This window comes from Candidatus Pelagibacter sp. PS_40 (genome assembly GCF_059417765.1).
On the sequence record NZ_CM182064.1, the window covers coordinates 1,178,096 to 1,196,487 of the forward strand.

General features: G+C 28.9%; 26 protein-coding genes. 9 read left to right on the forward strand and 17 right to left on the reverse strand.

Annotation, left to right across the window (positions count from 1 at the left end):
* Positions 1–5: 5 nt before the first annotated feature.
* The 10 genes from AC5SLW_RS06220 to hspQ form a co-directional block, all read right to left on the reverse strand.
* Complete coding sequence (locus AC5SLW_RS06220) at positions 6–1,169, reverse strand: pyridoxal phosphate-dependent aminotransferase (RefSeq protein ID WP_011281594.1); 1,164 nt, start codon at positions 1,167–1,169, stop codon at positions 6–8.
* A 73-nt stretch (positions 1,170–1,242) separates the two neighbouring features.
* A complete protein-coding gene (locus AC5SLW_RS06225; RefSeq protein WP_006997632.1) occupies positions 1,243–2,394 on the reverse strand; it encodes an alpha-hydroxy acid oxidase in 1,152 nt (383 codons plus the stop codon).
* An 8-nt stretch (positions 2,395–2,402) separates the two neighbouring features.
* Positions 2,403–2,912 (reverse strand): acyloxyacyl hydrolase, encoded by a 510-nt coding sequence (locus tag AC5SLW_RS06230; protein ID WP_006997631.1) that lies wholly within the window; start codon positions 2,910–2,912, stop codon positions 2,403–2,405.
* Entirely contained in the window at positions 2,913–3,293 is a 381-nt protein-coding gene (locus tag AC5SLW_RS06235; RefSeq protein WP_006997630.1) for a cytochrome c-type biogenesis protein, read from the reverse strand.
* Positions 3,290–3,811, reverse strand: coding sequence for a DsbE family thiol:disulfide interchange protein (locus AC5SLW_RS06240; RefSeq protein ID WP_006997629.1), 522 nt, complete (start codon positions 3,809–3,811; stop codon positions 3,290–3,292). Before AC5SLW_RS06240 ends, AC5SLW_RS06235 begins: the two co-directional genes overlap by 4 nt.
* Complete coding sequence (locus tag AC5SLW_RS06245; RefSeq protein WP_494574997.1) at positions 3,808–5,685, reverse strand: heme lyase CcmF/NrfE family subunit; 1,878 nt, start codon at positions 5,683–5,685, stop codon at positions 3,808–3,810. Before AC5SLW_RS06245 ends, AC5SLW_RS06240 begins: the two co-directional genes overlap by 4 nt.
* A gap of 1 nt (position 5,686) precedes the next feature.
* On the reverse strand, positions 5,687–6,106 hold the full coding sequence (gene ccmE / locus AC5SLW_RS06250; RefSeq protein WP_271481648.1) for a cytochrome c maturation protein CcmE: 420 nt from the start codon (positions 6,104–6,106) through the stop codon (positions 5,687–5,689).
* Between the two features lie 10 nt (positions 6,107–6,116).
* Positions 6,117–6,344 (reverse strand): heme exporter protein CcmD, encoded by a 228-nt coding sequence (locus tag AC5SLW_RS06255; RefSeq protein WP_011281601.1) that lies wholly within the window; start codon positions 6,342–6,344, stop codon positions 6,117–6,119.
* Complete coding sequence (gene ccmC / locus AC5SLW_RS06260) at positions 6,341–7,051, reverse strand: heme ABC transporter permease CcmC (RefSeq protein ID WP_494574999.1); 711 nt, start codon at positions 7,049–7,051, stop codon at positions 6,341–6,343. The genes AC5SLW_RS06255 and ccmC overlap by 4 nt, the downstream gene beginning before the upstream one ends.
* Positions 7,052–7,231: 180 nt before the next feature.
* Complete coding sequence (gene hspQ / locus AC5SLW_RS06265) at positions 7,232–7,552, reverse strand: heat shock protein HspQ (RefSeq protein WP_006997624.1); 321 nt, start codon at positions 7,550–7,552, stop codon at positions 7,232–7,234.
* Positions 7,553–7,630: 78 nt separating this feature from the next.
* Here hspQ and AC5SLW_RS06270 point away from each other — a divergent pair, with 78 nt between their 5' ends.
* Positions 7,631–8,182, forward strand: coding sequence for a septation protein A (locus AC5SLW_RS06270; protein ID WP_494575001.1), 552 nt, complete (start codon positions 7,631–7,633; stop codon positions 8,180–8,182).
* Positions 8,175–8,519 (forward strand): DUF2794 domain-containing protein, encoded by a 345-nt coding sequence (locus tag AC5SLW_RS06275; protein ID WP_011281603.1) that lies wholly within the window; start codon positions 8,175–8,177, stop codon positions 8,517–8,519. Before AC5SLW_RS06270 ends, AC5SLW_RS06275 begins: the two co-directional genes overlap by 8 nt.
* Before the next feature lie 5 nt (positions 8,520–8,524).
* On the opposite strand, the gene AC5SLW_RS06280 is transcribed toward AC5SLW_RS06275, so the two are convergent.
* Positions 8,525–9,286: a Bax inhibitor-1/YccA family protein gene (locus tag AC5SLW_RS06280; protein WP_018413646.1), complete on the reverse strand. Its 762-nt coding sequence runs from the start codon at positions 9,284–9,286 to the stop codon at positions 8,525–8,527.
* A 60-nt stretch (positions 9,287–9,346) separates the two neighbouring features.
* Between AC5SLW_RS06280 and AC5SLW_RS06285 the strand changes: the two genes are divergently transcribed.
* The 7 genes from AC5SLW_RS06285 to AC5SLW_RS06315 are packed head-to-tail and all read left to right on the forward strand — an operon-like array spanning position 9,347 to position 14,739.
* Positions 9,347–10,384 carry an aldo/keto reductase gene (locus AC5SLW_RS06285; RefSeq protein ID WP_011281605.1) on the forward strand — a complete coding sequence of 346 codons (1,038 nt, stop codon included), beginning with the start codon at positions 9,347–9,349 and terminating at the stop codon, positions 10,382–10,384.
* Positions 10,375–10,881: an invasion associated locus B family protein gene (locus AC5SLW_RS06290; protein WP_011281606.1), complete on the forward strand. Its 507-nt coding sequence runs from the start codon at positions 10,375–10,377 to the stop codon at positions 10,879–10,881. The genes AC5SLW_RS06285 and AC5SLW_RS06290 overlap by 10 nt, the downstream gene beginning before the upstream one ends.
* A 4-nt stretch (positions 10,882–10,885) precedes the next feature.
* A complete protein-coding gene (locus tag AC5SLW_RS06295) occupies positions 10,886–12,073 on the forward strand; it encodes an argininosuccinate synthase (RefSeq protein WP_494575004.1) in 1,188 nt (395 codons plus the stop codon).
* 4 nt (positions 12,074–12,077) lie between these two features.
* Positions 12,078–12,695 (forward strand): DsbA family oxidoreductase, encoded by a 618-nt coding sequence (locus AC5SLW_RS06300; RefSeq protein WP_020168916.1) that lies wholly within the window; start codon positions 12,078–12,080, stop codon positions 12,693–12,695.
* 56 nt (positions 12,696–12,751) lie between these two features.
* Positions 12,752–13,210, forward strand: coding sequence for a membrane protein (locus AC5SLW_RS06305; RefSeq protein WP_011281609.1), 459 nt, complete (start codon positions 12,752–12,754; stop codon positions 13,208–13,210).
* Positions 13,210–13,590 carry a phosphate-starvation-inducible PsiE family protein gene (locus AC5SLW_RS06310; protein ID WP_027306873.1) on the forward strand — a complete coding sequence of 127 codons (381 nt, stop codon included), beginning with the start codon at positions 13,210–13,212 and terminating at the stop codon, positions 13,588–13,590. Before AC5SLW_RS06305 ends, AC5SLW_RS06310 begins: the two co-directional genes overlap by 1 nt.
* A 6-nt stretch (positions 13,591–13,596) precedes the next feature.
* On the forward strand, positions 13,597–14,739 hold the full coding sequence (locus AC5SLW_RS06315) for an FAD-binding domain-containing protein (RefSeq protein WP_494575007.1): 1,143 nt from the start codon (positions 13,597–13,599) through the stop codon (positions 14,737–14,739).
* Here the strand turns inward: AC5SLW_RS06315 and AC5SLW_RS06320 are convergent.
* The 6 genes from AC5SLW_RS06320 to AC5SLW_RS06345 are packed head-to-tail and all read right to left on the reverse strand — an operon-like array spanning position 14,736 to position 18,389.
* Positions 14,736–14,957 (reverse strand): hypothetical protein, encoded by a 222-nt coding sequence (locus tag AC5SLW_RS06320; protein WP_011281612.1) that lies wholly within the window; start codon positions 14,955–14,957, stop codon positions 14,736–14,738. The two genes, AC5SLW_RS06315 and AC5SLW_RS06320, sit on opposite strands and share 4 nt — an antisense overlap.
* Entirely contained in the window at positions 14,954–15,673 is a 720-nt protein-coding gene (locus tag AC5SLW_RS06325) for a type 1 glutamine amidotransferase (RefSeq protein ID WP_011281613.1), read from the reverse strand. The genes AC5SLW_RS06320 and AC5SLW_RS06325 overlap by 4 nt, the downstream gene beginning before the upstream one ends.
* Before the next feature lie 43 nt (positions 15,674–15,716).
* Positions 15,717–16,325, reverse strand: coding sequence for a MarC family protein (locus tag AC5SLW_RS06330; protein WP_018413652.1), 609 nt, complete (start codon positions 16,323–16,325; stop codon positions 15,717–15,719).
* Between the two features lie 41 nt (positions 16,326–16,366).
* A complete protein-coding gene (locus AC5SLW_RS06335; protein WP_020168920.1) occupies positions 16,367–16,780 on the reverse strand; it encodes a YqaA family protein in 414 nt (137 codons plus the stop codon).
* Positions 16,777–16,899 carry a DUF2256 domain-containing protein gene (locus AC5SLW_RS06340; RefSeq protein WP_018413654.1) on the reverse strand — a complete coding sequence of 41 codons (123 nt, stop codon included), beginning with the start codon at positions 16,897–16,899 and terminating at the stop codon, positions 16,777–16,779. The genes AC5SLW_RS06335 and AC5SLW_RS06340 overlap by 4 nt, the downstream gene beginning before the upstream one ends.
* Positions 16,899–18,389 carry a cryptochrome/photolyase family protein gene (locus AC5SLW_RS06345; RefSeq protein ID WP_494575009.1) on the reverse strand — a complete coding sequence of 497 codons (1,491 nt, stop codon included), beginning with the start codon at positions 18,387–18,389 and terminating at the stop codon, positions 16,899–16,901. The genes AC5SLW_RS06340 and AC5SLW_RS06345 overlap by 1 nt, the downstream gene beginning before the upstream one ends.
* Between the last annotated feature and the right edge of the window lie 3 nt (positions 18,390–18,392).

Sequence of the window (18,392 nt, forward strand, 5' to 3'; positions counted from 1 at the left end):
TAGTCTTAGCCTAGCATTTTTTTGATGTTTTCCAATGCGTTAGATATGTTGTCTTGTGAAGCTGCATAGCTAAATCTTACGTAATCTTGGCAAGTTTTACCAAAAGCTGTTCCTGGAACTATTGCTACTCCTGCTTCATGCATACATTTTTTTGCAAATTCTGAACCATTCATTCCTGTTCCAATAACTTTAGGAAATGCATAAAAGGCTCCTCCTGGTAAACTGCATTCCACACCTGGTAAACTATTTAAACCTTCGTGAATCAATTTCCTTCTTTGATCAAATTTTACCATCATTTCATGGATTGCATCATCTGGTCCGTCTAAAGCTGCAATTCCTGCAAATTGTGACGGAGCATTAACACATGAAACACTATTAATAATTAGTTTATTTACATGTGGTATTAATTCTTCTGGCCACACACTCCATCCCATTCTCCATCCAGTCATTGCATAAGCTTTACTCCAACCATCTAAAACAATTAATCTATCTTGCAGATCAGGATAATTAAAAAATGTTGGCATTTCTTTTCCATCATAAATTTGTCTACTATAAATTTCATCACTTAGGATTGCTACATGAGGATGTTTTTTTAACCCTTCTGCTAAAACATCTATTGCAGATTTTTCAACAAAACTTCCCGTTGGATTATTCGGGTTAATTAATATTAACAATCTAGTTTTATCTGTAATTAAAGATAGAATTTTTTCTGGATCAAATTTTAAATCTTTATCTTCTGTTAAGTCATAAGGGACTGGAGTTGAACCTGTGTAATTAATCATTGATTCATATATTGGGAATGCTGGTGTTGGATGTATAATTTCCGCACCTGGCTCCCCAAAACATTGTATCGCATAATACATTGTTGGTTTCCCACCTGGCATTATCAATACTCTTTCAGGGTCAATATCCTTATTATAAAGTTTTTTAATTTTTCTAGTAACAGCTTGTCTGCACTCTAAAATTCCGTTTGATAAAACATATCCATGATGACCCTCATCTAATGCTTTTTTTGCAGCATCTACTACGTGTTGGGGTGTCTTAAAATCAGGCTGACCTAGACCTAAGTGAATCATTGGTTTGCCTTGTGCTTCTAATTTTTTTGCTTCAGCTAAAACACTAAATGCAGATTCAGTTCCTAGTCTTTGTAAATTTTTTGCTAATTTCATAATAATTTAATTCTAATATCAATATTATATAATTTAATTTATTTTTTTTATATATAATTTTGATAAGTAAAAACTATTTTCTATAAATTAATTTTGACATATCTAATCCTTTTAAAGTCTTACAACCCATTAGTACCATATTTCTATTAATTTCATCATGCATGTTTTGCAATAGACGTTCCACACCTGGTTGACCTCCAGCACTTAAAGCAAATAAAAACATTTTTCCAAAACTGCATGCCGTTGCACCAGCTGCTAAAGCTTTTAAAACATGGGTTCCACGTCTTACACCACCATCTAAAATAATCTCTAATTTATCACCAACAGCCTCTCTAATTACATTAACTTGGTCAAAGGGTGATCTTGAACCGTCTAATTGTCTACCCCCATGATTTGAAATCATTATTGCTGTACAACCAATATCTATTGCTCTTTTTGCATCTTCAACTGACATCACACCTTTAAGGGCAAATGGACCGTTCCATCTTTTTACACAGTATTCAGCATCCTTCCAATTCATAGCCGGGTCATATTGTTCATTGATATATTCGATAACTGATTTTGAGATATTTGTTCCTTTATCTGTTTTATTTTTAACATTTGATAATTCAAATTTTTTATGAGTAAAATAATTAAATACCCATTCAGGTTTCATGGCAAAACTCATTAAGCTTTGAAGTGTCAATTTTGGAGGGGTAGTAAAGCCAGTTCTGTGATCTCTTTCTCTGTTTCCAGCAACTAACGTATCAACTGTTAGACACATACCATTAAAACCAGACACTCTACATCTGTCTATTAAGTCGTCCGTAATTGATTGATCTTTATGAACATATAGTTGAAATAATTTTGGTCCATTTGAAATATCAGCAATCTCTTCAATAGTATTATTGGCCATTGTAGACATGCTATAAAAAGTTCCAAACTTTTCAGCAGCTCTTGCTGAGGCTTTGTCACCTTCATGATGGTAAAGTCTTTGCATTGCAGTTGGTGAGAGAAAAACTGGCATATCAATTTTTTTTCCAAAAACAGTTGTAGAAAGATCTGGTTTACCAACACTAGCAAGAATGTTTGGAATTAAATCACAATCATCAAAAGAATCTGTATTTCTTTTTAAAGTTTTTTCATCGTCTGCACCACCATCGATGTAATGAAAAATTGGAGAAGGTAATTTTTTTTTTGCTAATTTTCTAAAGTCATTAAAATTATAGCAGTCTTTTAAGTTCATATGTTCTTTTAAAATGATTTAAAGAAATTAAACATATAACTATTTGCTCCAGGATTTTTTGTTCCCAAGCTAGCATTAGAAAGATGATTATAAGAAAAACCAAGTTGACTGTTGCTTACAAAATCTACAGAAATTTGTAGTTCACTTTTAAATTCTAAAATATGACCCAGATCTTTACCATCACCTTTACTATACAATCCCGGTGCAAAGCTTGGAATAAAATTAATTTTACCTAACTTATATTGAGCTTGAATACCTGTATAAATATATGCAGCAGAGTCCGCAGTCACTAATGCACCCGTTATTGGAGAAATATTACCTAAAAAAGTATCTCTATTTAAATCCTCATTTTGATGTTGAAATCCGATTAATGTTGATTTTTTACCAGTATCACTGAAGTCAAACATTCCAGAATAGACATTAAATTTAGAACTATTTTCTTCTGAATAAACCATTGAAGACAATAGACTAAAAAAAATGATAAAAATAAATTTTGATATTAACTTGGAATGTTTCATTTAAATTTTGTTATTTTTATTAGATATTATTTTTTTATATATTATTGCACCACCAAACAAAAATAACAATAATGGTAATAACCATAAAACATAAGTATTTTTGTTTAACTGGGGATCAAAAATCACCCAATCACCATACTTTTCTCTTAAAAATTGGTATATTTGTTTTTCTTTTAATCCTTCATTAATTTTTCTATCAACAATTAGTTTAATACTGGAGGCAAATTCAGATTCTGAATCGTATACAGACTGACCTTGACAAATTAAACAACGAATATTTTTTAAAATTTTATTTTTTAAAATATCATTTGCTTCATCTGATTTTAACTCAAAAAAGCTTGTGGCTAAAAATAGGATTATAAATATTTTTAAAATTTTCATTTAATAACTAATTTAATTTCATTAACAATTTCTTGATTGATTGGACCAACAAATTTTTTAATCATATTTTTATTTTTATCTATTAAAAAAGTTTCTGGAACTCCATATGCTCCAAATTCAACTCCTAAAGTTCCATCTTTATCAATTAAGATTCTAGAATATGGATTGCCAAAGTCATCAATAAATTTTTTTGCATTATTAAAATTGTCTCTATAATTTAATCCAATTAACTTAATCGATTGATTTTTACTTAGTTGCATTAATAAGGGGTGTTCTGTTCTACAAGGTACACACCAGGATGCCCAAATATTTACAATATAAAATGTGTTCTCTTCAAAAATCTTATCTGAGTTTATATAACTATTGGAATAAAAGTCTTTTGCTTTAAAGGTTGGGATATTTTTTTTCTCATTAACCTTTGGGGTATAGGTGTTTGGAGTATTTAATCCTTTATAAAAAATAACAAAACAAAAGCTTAAGAAAATAACTACAACAAATAAGCTAAACTTATTTTTCATATCTTTCTTTTAAATAAACTCATTAATCCACCAAGGCATAATAGTAAAACTGAGATCCATATCCAAACCATAAATGGTTTTACTTGATATCTAATATTAAAATATTCATTACCTTTTACAAGATTCATTACTAAAAACTTGTCCTCTAATAGTGTTGTTCTTATATCTGCCTCACTAGTAATAATTACAGGCTGATTATAAATTCTAATCTCGGGTTTTAATTCAATAGTTTTGCCATTTTTGTCTTTTATTTCAAAAGAGGCAATGATGGAGTTAAAATTACTTTCTTTTCTTTCCTCTATCTTTTTAAAAAAAATTTCGCCTTTATTATAATCATATCTTTCACCAATTTTTATGTTGGTTATAATTTCTGAGGATAAAATACTATTAAATAGAATGCTTAATATTAATAAACTAAAACCAAAGTGTGAAACAGTTTGAGAAATATTATTAAATTTTTTAATAAATAATTCTTTTAAAGTTGTAAAGAAAAGAAAAAAAGCAGCTGAAATTAAAACCGTATAAAAAAGTAAGTCAGTAGTTAAATTTTTTATAATAAAAAAGGTTAACATTACCGAAATTATAAATGTGATAATAAGTGATTTCTTATTTTCAATTTTTGATTTAATCCATTTAAGTCTTGGTCCAAGAGACATGAACAATAGAAATGGTATTAAAAAAGGAACAATTAATTTTTGATAAAAAGGAGGCCCTACTGATATTTTTTCACTAGATATTACATCTAGAAATATTGGATATACCGTACCTATTAAAACAACAGCTAAAAAATACATCATAAACCAATTGTTTATTAAGATAGAGGTTTCTCTGCTAAGCCAAAAAAAATTATTTGAACTTTTACTATTTTCTTTGTGAAATATAAAAAATATTCCTAACGATAAGACAATTAGTGCAAATAAAAATATTAATATAAAAATACCTCTTGCAGGATCATTAGCAAATGTATGTACAGAATTTAATATTCCGGATCTTACTAAAAAAGTTCCACACATACTTAGGGTAAATGTTGTAATAGACAGTATAACCACCCAAGATGTTAGTGATGCTCTTCTTTCTAACACTACAATGCAATGCAACAATGCAGTTAGTGTTAGCCATGGCATTAAAGAAACATTTTCAACTGGGTCCCAAAACCAAAAACCTCCCCATCCTAACTCATAATATGCCCAAATTGATCCAAGCATAATTCCAATAGTTAGAAAAATCCAAGAAACTAAAACCCATTTTTTAATATGCTGCCCCCATTCTTTGGTGACATAATTTTGTGTAACTGCAGCAAGAGATGATGAAAATATTATAGAAGTACCAACATAACCTAAATATAAAATTGGGGGATGAATTGCTAAAGCTGGATCTTGTAAAATTGGGTTAAGACCAAGACCTTCATTGGGAATTGGAAATAGATAATTAAAAGGATTAGATGTCATTAATACAAATAAGAAAAACCCAATAATTATTATTTGCTGAAATAATAAAGTTAAGATTCTATATTTTTGAGGCTGCTCTCTTGATTTAATTAAAAACAAAAAAATAAACAAAGTTAATACTAATAACCATAATAACAAACTTCCTTCATGGTTTCCCCAAGTTCCTGAGATTTTATAGAATAATGGTTTGGTTGTGTGAGAATTATTAAAAACTGTCTCATTACTAAAGTCTGAGTTTATAAAAGATATAATCAAACTCAAAAAACTCACAATTACAAAAACTAACTGTAGAAATGATAGAGATAATATATTTTGGTTAATCTGCTTATTAGTTTTATTAAAGTCTTTAATTGAAACTCCACAAAGCAATACCGAAAGTAACAACCCTAAAATTAAAGAATAATAACCTATCTGATTAGCTAGCAATTTATTTATCTCCTAAGGCTTCTTTAACTTCTGGGGGCATATAATTTTCATCATGTTTTGCTAAAATTTTAGTAGCTGTAAAATAATTCTTATCTTTTAAAAAGCCTTCAGCAACTACTCCTTTTCCTTCAGCAAATAAATTGGGGACTGCCCCTGTATAGACAACATTAATTTCGTTTTGAAAGTCAGTAATAACAAAATTAACTTTATCAGAATCTATAAAAATCGATTGTTCTTTAACCATCCCACCCACTCTTATTTTTTTTTTATTTAATTCTATTAAAGATTTTATTTCAGATGGAGACTGAAAATATACAACGTTTTCTTTTAATGATTGTAAAACTAAAAAAACTGTTAAAATTACCGAGGCTAAGATTAAAGCTAAGAATATAAATCGTAATTTAACCTTTTTACCATACATGGTTTATTAGTTAAATATTTGATGTATTGGATAATATTTCTCTATTAATATTTTGTGATCTTGCAGCTCTAGCTTTCTCAACATTTAGAGAACCAAATTTAGAAGCAAATCTTTTTTGCTCTTTTGAAAGTTGTAATTTAGTTACAAAGTACAGGGCTGTAAAACTAATCAATGTAAATGAAAAAGCTGACCAAACGTAAGCTCCATATCCATTCATTGAAATTATTTCATTTATCATAATCTATCTAATCCTTTATTTTTAACTTTTATCAGCTCTGTATTATATTTCATCAAAAAAATGAGTAATGAAAAAAGGGCAAATGCCGCAGTCATAATGCCCAATGGGACTAACATTGTTGGGTGAATTGCTGTGTTGGTTGATAAAATATTAATTGAAGATGGTTGATGTAACGTGTTCCACCAGTCTACAGAAAATTTAATGATAGGAACATTTACCACTCCTAAAATTGCAATCAAAGAAGTAACCTTTACTACCTGTTCTTTGTCCTCATAAATTCTCCAAGCCAATAAATACATTCCATAAAACAAAGCTAAAATTAACATAGAAGTTATTCTTGCATCCCATGCCCACCAAGTACCCCAAGTTGGTTTTCCCCAAATTGAACCTGTAACTAATGCTATGATGTTAAAAATAAATCCTGAGGGTGCTAAACTTTTAGCAATTAATGCAAAATTTTTATTTTTAAAAACAAAACTTCCAACAGACAATAAAGCTAAACTTGTAAATATTCCAAGTGATATCCATGCAGCTGGTACATGAACATACATAATTCTTACTGCATCACTTTGTTTATAATCTTCAGGTGAAAGTATAAGCGCTTCCGTTAAACCAATTGTTAAGACAATAATAAATAAAAATAAAACATACTTTGGTGCTCTAGAGGTTATTGCAAAAATTTTATTAGGCTCAAAATATTTAAACATTTTTAAATTATATATATTAAAAAAAGATAATTTAGTTTTTATTATGGAAAGTCATCCTGATCAAGAATGCAGAGGGAGTCAATAATGATAAAAACGTTATTTAACACTCTTGATCAGAACATATTTAAGATAACAACTATATATGTCGAAGATTTGAATTAATTGTGTTTGAAAAAAGAATTAATTAGAGGGCTTAAAGTAGCTAGAGCCTCTTTTGCCAGAAAAAATCTCTTCAATTAAAGGATGTTTAATTGGATCTTCTGAATCGTCCATTAATAGATTTTGTTCTGAAACATATGCTTCATATGTAATTTCATCATTTTCAGCTAACAAATGATAAAAAGGCTGATCTTTTCTAGGACGAACGTTCTTTGGAATAGATTGATACCATTCTTCAGAATTATTAAATTCGAAATCAACATCATAAATTACACCTCTGAACTCAAAGTGTTTATGTTTTACAATGTCTCCTATTGAAAATTTTGCTTTTTGAATTGCCATTGCTATTAATATGGGGGTTTAAAAATAAAAATCAATAAAAAACATTTATATTTTTTTTATTATGTTAATATCTTTCAAGTGAATAAATCTTTTCTTAAATTTGCAACAGACTTTGGGCCTTTAGTCATTTTTTTTTATTATTATTATAATAATGATAAGAATCTAGCAGTTGCGATTCCTCCACTCATAGTTGCAACATTAATTGCACTAGCAGTTGTTTGGTTTTTTGAAAAAAAAATACCTATGATGCCATTAATAAGTGGTATCTTAATTACATTTTTTGGGGGTCTAACAATTTATTTTAATGATCCAGTTTTTATCTATGTAAAGCCAACGATCATTAATATTTTATTTGCCCTTGCTTTATATTTTGGAAAATATTTTACAAAAGAACCTGTCCTTAAAAAGATTATGGGTAAGTCAATTGCTCTAACTGATATGGGTTGGGAATTATTAAACAAAAGATGGATGTACTTTTTCTTCTTCCTTGCAATCCTTAATGAATGTGTCTGGAGAACGCAAACAGAAGAGTTTTGGGTTAATTTTAAGGTATGGGGCATGTTACCAATAACCCTTGTCTTTACAGCATTTCAAATATCATTGATTAATAAATACAAGCTTGATGAATAGAAACTTAAAGCTAGTTGTAAATAATCCTCACAAACAAATAGAAGAAAGACAATTTTTTGAAAAAAATGAACTTAAAATCATTTTAGATCTATATGCAAAAATGGTCTCTGAAGGATCATGGAAAGACTATGGTCTAAACATTTCTAACAGGCAGGTTAGTTTTAGTGTCTTTAAAAATGCAGCAGAGAATGCTTTGTATAAAATTTGTAAAAACTTTAAACCTAGCAATAAAAATTTAAAGTATTTAATTACAGATTCTAATGGGAAAGTTTTAAAAAATTCCTTTGATCTAGAAATTTTACTTAAAAATACTAATTGGAAGAACCTTAAGAAATAAAAAGACTATCGTCTTTGACCAAATAATCTTAACAACATTATAAACAAATTTATAAAGTCTAGGTAAAGAGTTAAAGCACCCATTACAGCTTTTTTACCCATCAACTCACCCGTATCGCTTGATACATACATGTTTTTAATTTTTTGAGTGTCATAAGCAGTAAGACCTACAAAAATTAAAACACCTAGAATTGAGATTACAAAATCCATCATTGAAGATTTTAAGAACATGTTAACAACTGATGCAACAATAATTCCAATTAAGCCCATCATTAAAAATGATCCTAATTTTGTAAGATCTCTTTTAGTTGTGTAACCATACAAACTCATTGCACCAAAAGTAATAGAGGTAATAAAGAATACTCTAGTGATACTCGCTCCAGTATAAACTAAGAATATTGAGGATAGTGATAACCCCATTAAAGACGCAAAAACCCAAAAAGTTGTTTGAGCAGTTGAAGCTGTCATTTTATTAATTCTAGCACTCATGTAAAAAACTACTCCAAGTGGAGCAAGCATTACAATCCATTTAAAACCTGAAAGAAATATTGTATTTCCTAAGCTTGTTAATGCTGTAATTGATCCATTAGCATCTGTTACTACAGATAGTTTGAAAAATATTAAAGATATAAGTCCTGTTAACAAAATACCAGAAGCCATGTAGTTGTAGACTTTTAGCATGTAGGCTCTTAAGCCCTCATCCATTACTACTGTTGATTGCTGAGCTTCTTTTACTTTATTTAATATGTTTTGCTTATTGAATTCCATGACACATATATAATAGCCTTTTACTATTATTTCAAGATGTCTTAATAAGATTAAATAATTATGAATTATAAAAAATTAGGAAATACAGATTTAAAAGTAAGCACTATTTGTCTCGGTACTATGACTTGGGGTGAACAAAATACCCAAAATGAAGGTTTTGAGCAGATGGATTATGCTTTAGATCAGGGTGTAAACTTTTGGGACACTGCGGAAATTTATTCTGTTCCACCAAGACAAGAAACGTTTGGTCATACTGAGACTATTATTGGTAATTGGTTTGAAAAAACAAAAAAGAGAGACAAAGTAATTTTAGCTTCAAAAGTTTGTGGCCCAATGAGAGAGTATGTAAGAGGTGGTGGAAATCAATTTGGAGAAAAGAATATTACAGAAGCACTTGAAGGAAGTTTAAAAAGATTAAAAACGGATTGTATTGATTTGTACCAATTACATTGGCCAGAAAGAAAAACAAATTTTTTTGGCAAACTAGGTTATGAACATGATGATAGCAATGAGTGGACTAGGTTTGAAGATATTCTAGGAAATTTAAAAAAATTTATTGATCAAGGAAAAATTAAATACGTTGGTGTATCGAATGAAACACCGTGGGGATTATCTAAATATTTAGAGCTTTCAAAAGATAAAAATTTACCAAGAATGCTTTCAGTTCAAAATCCTTATAATTTATTAAATAGAACTTATGAAATTGGACTTGCAGAAATGTCTATTAGGGAGCAAGCCGGATTGCTAGCTTACTCTCCTCTCGCGTGTGGTTATTTATCTGGAAAATACAGAAATAAACAATTGCCAAAAAATTCTAGAATGGAAAGAGATGGTGATTTTTGGTCTAGATATAATAATCAAAATGCTGAAAAAGCTATTGAATTATATTATGAAATATCAAAGAAACACAATCTGGATTTAGCTCAAATGTCTTTAAAATTTTTAGAAATTCAGCCGTTTGTAACATCGGTTATCATTGGTGCAACGACAATGGAACAGTTGAAAACTAATATAGAAAGTATAGGTATAGATTTAAGTGAAGACGTAATTAAAGAAATAAATGAAGTACAAAAAATTTACCCTAACCCATGTCCATAATTAAAAATTTTATAATTCTAATTCTTGTAAGCTTATTTGCTGTTAGCGTAAATTCACAAGAAGTAAAAAAAGTTGGTAAATTTAAAGACTGGGAAACAATTATTATAACTGAACAAACCGGTAAAGTTTGTTTTGCTCAATCAGTTCCTGTGTTGCAGGCCCCAAAATCTAACCCTAGAGAAGCAAGAATGTTTGTTTCATTTAGACCTGCCGAAAAAATAAATGATGAAATAAGCGTTACTGGTGGCTATGAATTTAATAATCAAAACTCAATTATAGCTACTTCAGGTAAATCTAAATACAAATTTGATATTGCTCAAGAAGGTTTTGCTTGGATTGCTGATAACAAACTTGAAAACAAAATGATTAAGACCATGAAGAAAGGATCAAGAATTATGATCACTGGTCATAATCAAAAAGGCTCTCAAACTATAGACCATTATTCATTGTTAGGATTTACGAAAGCCTATAATGCTGCAAAAACTAGCTGCAGTTAATTAAATGAAATCTAAAAAGAAAATTGTACTCGCATATTCTGGCGGACTAGACACTTCTATTATTTTAAAATGGCTTCAAGAAAATTATGATGCAGAAGTTATTTGTTATACTGCAGATGTTGGGCAAGAAATTGATAGAAAAAAAATTATAAAAAATGCCAAAAGACTAGGTGTTAAAAATATCATTATTGAAGATTTAAAAGATACATTTGTAAAAGACTATGTCTTTCCAATGATTAGAGGGCATGCAATTTATGAAGGTGTTTATTTATTGGGTACTTCAATTGCAAGACCTTTAATTGCAAAACGTCAAATTGCTGCCGCTAAAAAATTTGGAGCTTATGCAGTTTCTCATGGTTCAACTGGCAAAGGAAATGATCAAGTGAGATTTGAATTGGGATATCATTACTTCGGTCCAAAAGTAAAAATTATTGCACCATGGAGAATATGGAAATTAAACTCTAGAACAGATTTAATTAAATATGCAAAAAAAAACAATATTCCAATTCCAACAGATAAAAAAGGTGCTCCTCCTTTCTCTATTGATGATAATTTATATCACACATCAACTGAAGGTAAGGTTTTAGAAAACCCAAAAAATTCAGCTCCTGAGTTTCTTTTTCAAAGAACAGTGTCACCTGAAAATGCACCTAACAAAGCTTCATTTGTAACTATAGGCTTTAAAAATGGAGACCCCATAACTGTTAATGGTAAAAAACTATCGCCTGGAAATTTATTAGAAAAACTTAACGATGTTGCTGGTAAAAATGGAATAGGTAGAGTTGATCTAGTTGAAAACAGATTTATTGGAATTAAATCTAGGGGTGTTTATGAAACACCTGGTGGAACACTTTTAATGTCAGCGCACAGAGCAATTGAGTCTGTTACTTTGGACAAAGAAACTATGCATAAAAAAGATGAAATTATGCCTAAATATGCTGAACTTATTTACAATGGTTACTGGTACTCAAAAGCAAGATTTAAACTTCAAAAAATTGTCGATCTTAAAAAGAATAAAGTTAATGGCTCTGTTAAGCTTAAATTATACAAAGGTAATATCACCATAATGTCTAGACAGACAAAAAGTAATGCTTACTCAATGAAAAAAGTTTCTTTTGAAGAAAATAAAACCTTTAATAAATCAAATGTAGAAAGATTTATTAACTTTCATAAACAAAAGCTTCGTTCATAAATTAATGAAAATAAAAGTATTTGCTGACACAATTTGTGGGTGGTGTTTTATTGGTCAAACAAGATTAAATAAAGCATTAAAAAATTTTCCTGAAACTAAGTTTGAGATAGAGCATGTTCCATTTCAACTAAATACTGACATGCCTAAAGAAGGAATTGAAAGAAACAAGTACTTAGAAATAAAGTTTGGTGGAAAAGATTTTGCTCAACCAATGTATGATCGAATGACAGAAGAGGCGAATAAAGAAAATCTTAATTTTAATCTAGATAAGATAAAGAAAACACCCAATACTGTATTTTCTCACTTATTAATAAAATTAGCCGAACAATCTAATGTACACAACGAAATTAAAGAAAAAATATATCAATCATACTTTATTGAAGGTCTTGATATTGGAGATAAAGAAATCTTAATTAATATTGGCAAAGAATTTAATATTAATGGAGATACAATCAATAATTTTTTTAATTTAAAAAATATTGAAGAAGTTAATTCATATATTTCAGTCGCAAGAGAGAAAGAAATTAATGGAGTACCCTTCTTTGAAATAGGAACAGATTTTATTTCAGGCGCCCAAAGCTCTGCAAATTTAGAAAGTGTAATAAAGTCCAATTTAAGCTAAAAATTAAAGGACACTTTATCCTTTGCCTTTAACATATAAATATCTATTCTAGCTATATGGAAGCACTAAAAAATTGGATGAAAGATGCCGCTAACATTTTATTTGATGATAGCAAAAATGATCTAAGGTCTTTACCAAGATCTGTTAGATTGCAAATTTTATTAGTTCTTAGTTTCGTTTGGACAACTGTTTTTAGTTTATACATATTTTCTTATACAACTTTTGCATTTGGTTGGGCCGGTTTATACGTTGCTCATATTGGATTGATATTTGCAGTTTATATGACATTCAAACATTTTCATAAAGCAGAGGCGCAATCTAGCAGTGTATTCAAAACTAAAAACTTTGATCCATTTAAGATTATGGTTATTGTTTTTGTAATTGTATTCATCTTTGTATTTTCTAAGGGAATAGAAATTTTAACAAGTCCAAACCCTAGCTCTTATTCAATTCCATATGATGGACCAGTAAAATCAGTGTTTGAAAAATGGCTACCATTTAGTAAAGATAAGTAATGGATAAAATAGCAAAAAATTTACAACTAGCTCTAATGTGTATTATTTTAGTGAGTACTGTAATTGCTGTTGGTATGGAAATTAATAATATGTTTCTAAATCAATCTGTAATGCTAGCAGATTTACTTTTAATGTTTCTTTATTTAGAAGTCTTAGCAATGGTTCGTGTTTTTTGGAATCAGCAATCAATCAGTATAACTTTGCCTCTTTTAATTGCCATCACTGCTCTCGCACGATTTATTATATTACAAGGAAAAGAAATGGATCCATCAGCATTAGTCTATGAAGCTATAGCTATAGTTCTAATTGCATCTGCAATAGTTATTTTAAGATTAAGACACAGTGATAAATTGGGTCTAAAGAAAAGAAAATCTAAATAGTTTAAAATGATTTTTGAAGCTTCAAGGGCTAAAGCCGTTGATAAATTAAATACTTTTGTTGAACAAAATCTTTCAGATTATTCAAAACTAAGAAATTTTGATTTTGGGCCTAGTAATAGATCTAATGTTTCTTGTTTATCCCCCTATATAACTCACGGAATAATTAATGAATTAGAAGCAATTAATAAATCTCTTAAAAAGTTTTCATTTGTAAATAATGAAAAATTTATTCAGGAAGTTCTTTGGCGTGTTTATTGGAAAGGTTGGCTAGAATTAAGACCTGATGTTTGGTCAGATTACTTAATAGAATTAGATAAAATTAAAAAAGAATTTAAAAACAATCAAAGTTATTTGGATGCAATTGAAGGAAAAACAAATGTAGATTGTTTTAATCAATGGGTAATTGAACTTAAAGAAAACAATTATCTTCATAACCACACAAGAATGTGGTTTGCTAGCATTTGGATTTTTACACTAGAATTACCATGGCAGTTGGGGGCTGAGTTTTTTATGCAACATCTATATGATGGGGATGCTGCATCAAATACCCTTGGTTGGAGATGGGTTGCTGGCATTCAAACTCAAGGCAAGCATTACCTCGCAAGTGAATGGAATATAAATAAATTTACAAATAATAGATTTAAAAACATAAAACTAAGTGAAAATGCCAAACCTATATCCAATGATAAGATATATTCTGTTATTAACAAAGGCTTTAAAAATTCTGAGATTTTGGAAGATAAAACTTTATTAATATTTGAAAATAATATGACATTTGAATTTTCTGATTTTAAAGAACATAAGTTTAAAAAAATTTTGTTAGTCTCAAATAATACAGATAGAACTATCAAATTAAGTGAAAAGGTGTTGAAATTTAAAGCAAATCTTTTAGAGGATCAAAAAATAAGATTGAAAGAAAAATCAATAAATTGTGAAACTATTAATATTAATGATTTAAAAAATATTACCGAAGAAGTTTATGCGCTTTATCCAACCGTTGGTGAAAATTTAAATTTTATTCAAAATAATCAATTAAAAAATATAAAATTTTTATATAGAAAGTTGGATCAGTTTTCTTGGCAATATTGTAATAAGGGTTTTTTTAATTTTAAAAATTATATTCCAAAAATTATTGCTAATTTTAATTAAAACCAACGTATCATTCCAATTATACCTGCTGTTGCATAAAAAAATTGCAACACAAGTATTCCCTTGTGACCTCCTCTATATGCCCAGATACCAATTAAAATGGCAGACAACAGTAACAAACAAAATCCTAAAAACTCTATTCCAATGTTTAAGGCTACAAACATAGAATAAAGGATTGCCGTAATAACCCCTGCCCATTCAAAAAATTTATTATTCATAATAGCCTTTTAAAATTCTCATAAAGTATCTTAGAATAATTATTCATATCAGGCATATTATTTTTTGCAGCTTGATCAAATTTATCTAAAGCTCCCTCACCTAATTGACTTTCAAGAGCTTTTTTATATTCAGGCACACACCCCCACTCATTAACTGTTGTGTCTTTAATTTCTATATGAAATTGAATTGCATATGCGTGATTTTGGTATTTGAAAATTTGATATTTAGTAATAGGAGATGATGCTAGTAAAGTTACATCCTTATTATTATCTATTCCTTGCACTTCATATGAATGCCACTGCAAACTTTTAATTTGATCTGGAAATTTTGAAAATAAAATATCCTCCTTTTTTTCTTTAGTAAAATTTATATCCATTATTCCAATTTCTGCTGGATTTGATTTAACTACCTTACCACCTATTACCTCACCTAATAACTGACACCCAAGACAAAAACCTAAATAAGGTTTTTTTAAATTAACAACAAATTCTTTAATTGCTTTTTTTTCTTCAATTAGCCATGGATATTCTTGTTCCATAAAAGTATCCATTGGACCACCCATACAAAACATTCCATCAAATTTTCTTAGATCACTTGGGATTTTTTCACCTTCATCTAGCTCTATAGTGGTTAAGTTAAAACCATCAGCTAACATTAAATCTTTGATATAGCCTGGGTCTTCAATCTTTATATGCTGTAAGACAATTATGTTCATTACTATATTTATAGCATTTTAAAATAGTCTACTGAACAATACTTTAAGCTAAAAAGGTTTTTATTCCGTCTAAAATATACTGAACACTTAATCCAACTAGAATAATTGCTATTACTCTTGAAATTACACTAATAACTTTTTTATTTATTATCTGAGAAAATTTTGAAGCAGTAAAAAAAAATATAAAAGTTAAAAGCAAAACTGAAGCTAAAGCAATCATTCCAACAGATTGGTTTGTAAAATTACTTCCCATATCTGAAACAGAAACAATAACAGATGTGATTGCAGCTGGTCCTGCTATAATGGGTGTTGCTAAAGGAAATACACTTACATTTTCAGAATTAAAATCAATGTCATCTTCTTTTCGTTGTTGTCTTTTATCAAACAACATTTCCATGGAAATTATTAATAAAATGATGCCTCCACCAATTGTAAATGCTGGAAAAGATATATTCAAATAACTTAATAAAGTGCTTCCAAGAAATGCAAAGAATAGCAATATGATTGATGCAATTATTGTTGCACTCAATGCAGTTTTAACTCTTTGTTGGCTACTCATATTTTGAGTTACTGCTAAGAATAATGGTGTATTTCCTAGTGGATCAATAACAATAAAATATAAAAAGAAAGTTTGAATAAATATTTCAAGCATTCACTTTTCTAGCATAGTTACCTGGATAAATTCAGCAAATATTAAAACAAATAATAAATTAAGACGTACCTACTTACTTTTCCAATTGCCACTAAAATAATAAAATCTAAAAATCTAACTCTTAATAAGCCTGCAACTAAAGTCAGTGGATCACCTATTATTGGAACCCAAGCAAATAATAATGACCATTTACCAAATTTATTAAACCATTTTGAAGAGTTTTCTATTTGTTTGTCTTTAAACGGAAACCACTTTTTTGTACTAAGATTTCTTGAATAAAATCCCAAGACCCAGTTAACAACTGATCCCAAAATATTCCCAAAACTAGCAACAATTAACAATAATAAATTATCAAAATTTGATGTTGCAATTAATCCTGCCAATGTCAGCTCAGATGAAAATGGTAAAATGGTTGCTGCTAAAAAAGATATAGCAAATAAAGATAAGTAAATCACTTAGAGCACTTTTTGGAGCAATACTTTACCTTATCCCAATTAAGCTTCCACTTCTTACGCCAAACAAAAGGTCTTTTACAAACAGGACAAACTTTTGAAGGTAAATTTTCTTTTTTCATTAAATAGTATTTTGTTTAATAAATTTATCAGCTTCAGATAAAATCATTTTCTTTCTTTCATCTTTCATTTTATCAAAAACATAAACCATCATAGACAATCTAGGGTTCTTTAAAAAAAATTTTCTATTTTTATTTATAAACCTCCAATAAAGACCATCCATCGTATTACACCATTCCCCTTTTTTAAAATCCATCATTTTCATAAAATAACTTGATCCACAAATGTATGGTTTCGTTGCAAAAATACCTCCATCACTAAATAAGCCCATTCCATAAACATTAGGGACCATCACCCAATCAGAAGAATCTACAAACATTTCCATAAACCACTTATAAACAATTGTTGGTTTCACCTCACAAAGGTTCATTATATTTGATAAAATCATCAATCTTTCAATATGGTGAGACCAGCCATGATTAAACGCATTTTTAATTGCATGATCCAATGGAGGCAAACCTGTTGTGCCTTCATACCAAGACTTTTTCATTTTTCTTTCATGGTTGAAAAAATTTTTTGTTTCCATTTCATCAGAGTAACCTTGATAAATTCCACGCATGAACTCTCTCCAGCCTATTATTTGACGAATATAACCTTCAAGTGAGTTCATTCTAATTTTGTGTTTTTTATGAAATTCTAAAATTTTTTGAATGATAATTTCAGGGGTTATCAATCCTAAATTAATATACGGGCTTAATGCGCTATGAAATAAAATATTATCTTTTTGATTAACAGCATCTTCATAATCGCCAAATAAATTTGATTTTTCTTTAATAAAAAAATCTAAAAGTTTGACCACATCATTGTATTCTGTTGCTAACCAAAAATTATTAGTGCTACCAGGATGATCTTTAAATAGTTTTTCAATAATTGGTTTTAATTTTTTAGTATGATTAGTTTCGTTAATTTTTGGAAATTTTGGTATTGATATGTCTTTTGGTAATTTATTTCTGTTATCTTCATCAAAACTCCATTTGCCTCCAATAGGGTTTCCATCTGCTCCCATTAATATTCCAGATTTTTTACGAACTTCTTTGTAAAATGTTGCCATAAAAGGTTTTTTTGATTTTACTAAATAATTTTTAAACTCATCTCTTGAGTTTAAAAACATTGGAGTTTGAACAATATTCCAGTTAATTTTTTCTTTTTTTAAAAATTGTGAAATTTTCTTTTCAAAAGATTTATCCTCAACCTCAAAACTTGAAATTTCAGTAATTTTTTTTTGATTAATGATAATTTTTAATTTCTTAAAATAAGTATCTTTAAAATCTTTGTCCTCAATTTTAGAATATTCAAGTTTGTATTTATTTGCTTTAAGCATATCTGCATAAGACCTCATAGAAGATAGAAATAGCAGGATCTTTTGCTTATGATGCTTTTCATAAGTGCATAGTCCATAGTCTTCTGCCATGTAAAAAGAGTGGTCCTTTTTGAAGCGGTCTACGTATTTTAATGGAAATAATTGATTGCCAAGTATAAAAAACAGTTTCATAGT

Coding starts and splice junctions, on each gene's coding strand:
- AC5SLW_RS06230 (WP_006997631.1), bottom strand. CDS start 2,912: ATGAAACATTCCAAGTTAATATCAAAATTTATTTTTATCATTTTTTTT.
- AC5SLW_RS06325 (WP_011281613.1), bottom strand. CDS start 15,673: ATGAACATAATTGTCTTACAGCATATAAAGATTGAAGACCCAGGCTAT.
- AC5SLW_RS06330 (WP_018413652.1), bottom strand. CDS start 16,325: ATGCTTGAAATATTTATTCAAACTTTCTTTTTATATTTTATTGTTATT.
- AC5SLW_RS06225 (WP_006997632.1), bottom strand. CDS start 2,394: ATGAACTTAAAAGACTGCTATAATTTTAATGACTTTAGAAAATTAGCA.
- AC5SLW_RS06320 (WP_011281612.1), bottom strand. CDS start 14,957: ATGAATAATAAATTTTTTGAATGGGCAGGGGTTATTACGGCAATCCTT.
- ccmE (WP_271481648.1), bottom strand. CDS start 6,106: ATGTATGGTAAAAAGGTTAAATTACGATTTATATTCTTAGCTTTAATC.
- AC5SLW_RS06255 (WP_011281601.1), bottom strand. CDS start 6,344: ATGATAAATGAAATAATTTCAATGAATGGATATGGAGCTTACGTTTGG.
- hspQ (WP_006997624.1), bottom strand. CDS start 7,552: ATGGCAATTCAAAAAGCAAAATTTTCAATAGGAGACATTGTAAAACAT.
- AC5SLW_RS06275 (WP_011281603.1), top strand. CDS start 8,175: ATGAATAGAAACTTAAAGCTAGTTGTAAATAATCCTCACAAACAAATA.
- AC5SLW_RS06315 (WP_494575007.1), top strand. CDS start 13,597: ATGATTTTTGAAGCTTCAAGGGCTAAAGCCGTTGATAAATTAAATACT.
- AC5SLW_RS06220 (WP_011281594.1), bottom strand. CDS start 1,169: ATGAAATTAGCAAAAAATTTACAAAGACTAGGAACTGAATCTGCATTT.
- AC5SLW_RS06310 (WP_027306873.1), top strand. CDS start 13,210: ATGGATAAAATAGCAAAAAATTTACAACTAGCTCTAATGTGTATTATT.
- ccmC (WP_494574999.1), bottom strand. CDS start 7,051: ATGTTTAAATATTTTGAGCCTAATAAAATTTTTGCAATAACCTCTAGA.
- AC5SLW_RS06235 (WP_006997630.1), bottom strand. CDS start 3,293: ATGAAAATTTTAAAAATATTTATAATCCTATTTTTAGCCACAAGCTTT.
- AC5SLW_RS06300 (WP_020168916.1), top strand. CDS start 12,078: ATGAAAATAAAAGTATTTGCTGACACAATTTGTGGGTGGTGTTTTATT.
- AC5SLW_RS06345 (WP_494575009.1), bottom strand. CDS start 18,389: ATGAAACTGTTTTTTATACTTGGCAATCAATTATTTCCATTAAAATAC.
- AC5SLW_RS06290 (WP_011281606.1), top strand. CDS start 10,375: ATGTCCATAATTAAAAATTTTATAATTCTAATTCTTGTAAGCTTATTT.
- AC5SLW_RS06240 (WP_006997629.1), bottom strand. CDS start 3,811: ATGAAAAATAAGTTTAGCTTATTTGTTGTAGTTATTTTCTTAAGCTTT.
- AC5SLW_RS06280 (WP_018413646.1), bottom strand. CDS start 9,286: ATGGAATTCAATAAGCAAAACATATTAAATAAAGTAAAAGAAGCTCAG.
- AC5SLW_RS06295 (WP_494575004.1), top strand. CDS start 10,886: ATGAAATCTAAAAAGAAAATTGTACTCGCATATTCTGGCGGACTAGAC.
- AC5SLW_RS06305 (WP_011281609.1), top strand. CDS start 12,752: ATGGAAGCACTAAAAAATTGGATGAAAGATGCCGCTAACATTTTATTT.
- AC5SLW_RS06285 (WP_011281605.1), top strand. CDS start 9,347: ATGAATTATAAAAAATTAGGAAATACAGATTTAAAAGTAAGCACTATT.
- AC5SLW_RS06340 (WP_018413654.1), bottom strand. CDS start 16,899: ATGAAAAAAGAAAATTTACCTTCAAAAGTTTGTCCTGTTTGTAAAAGA.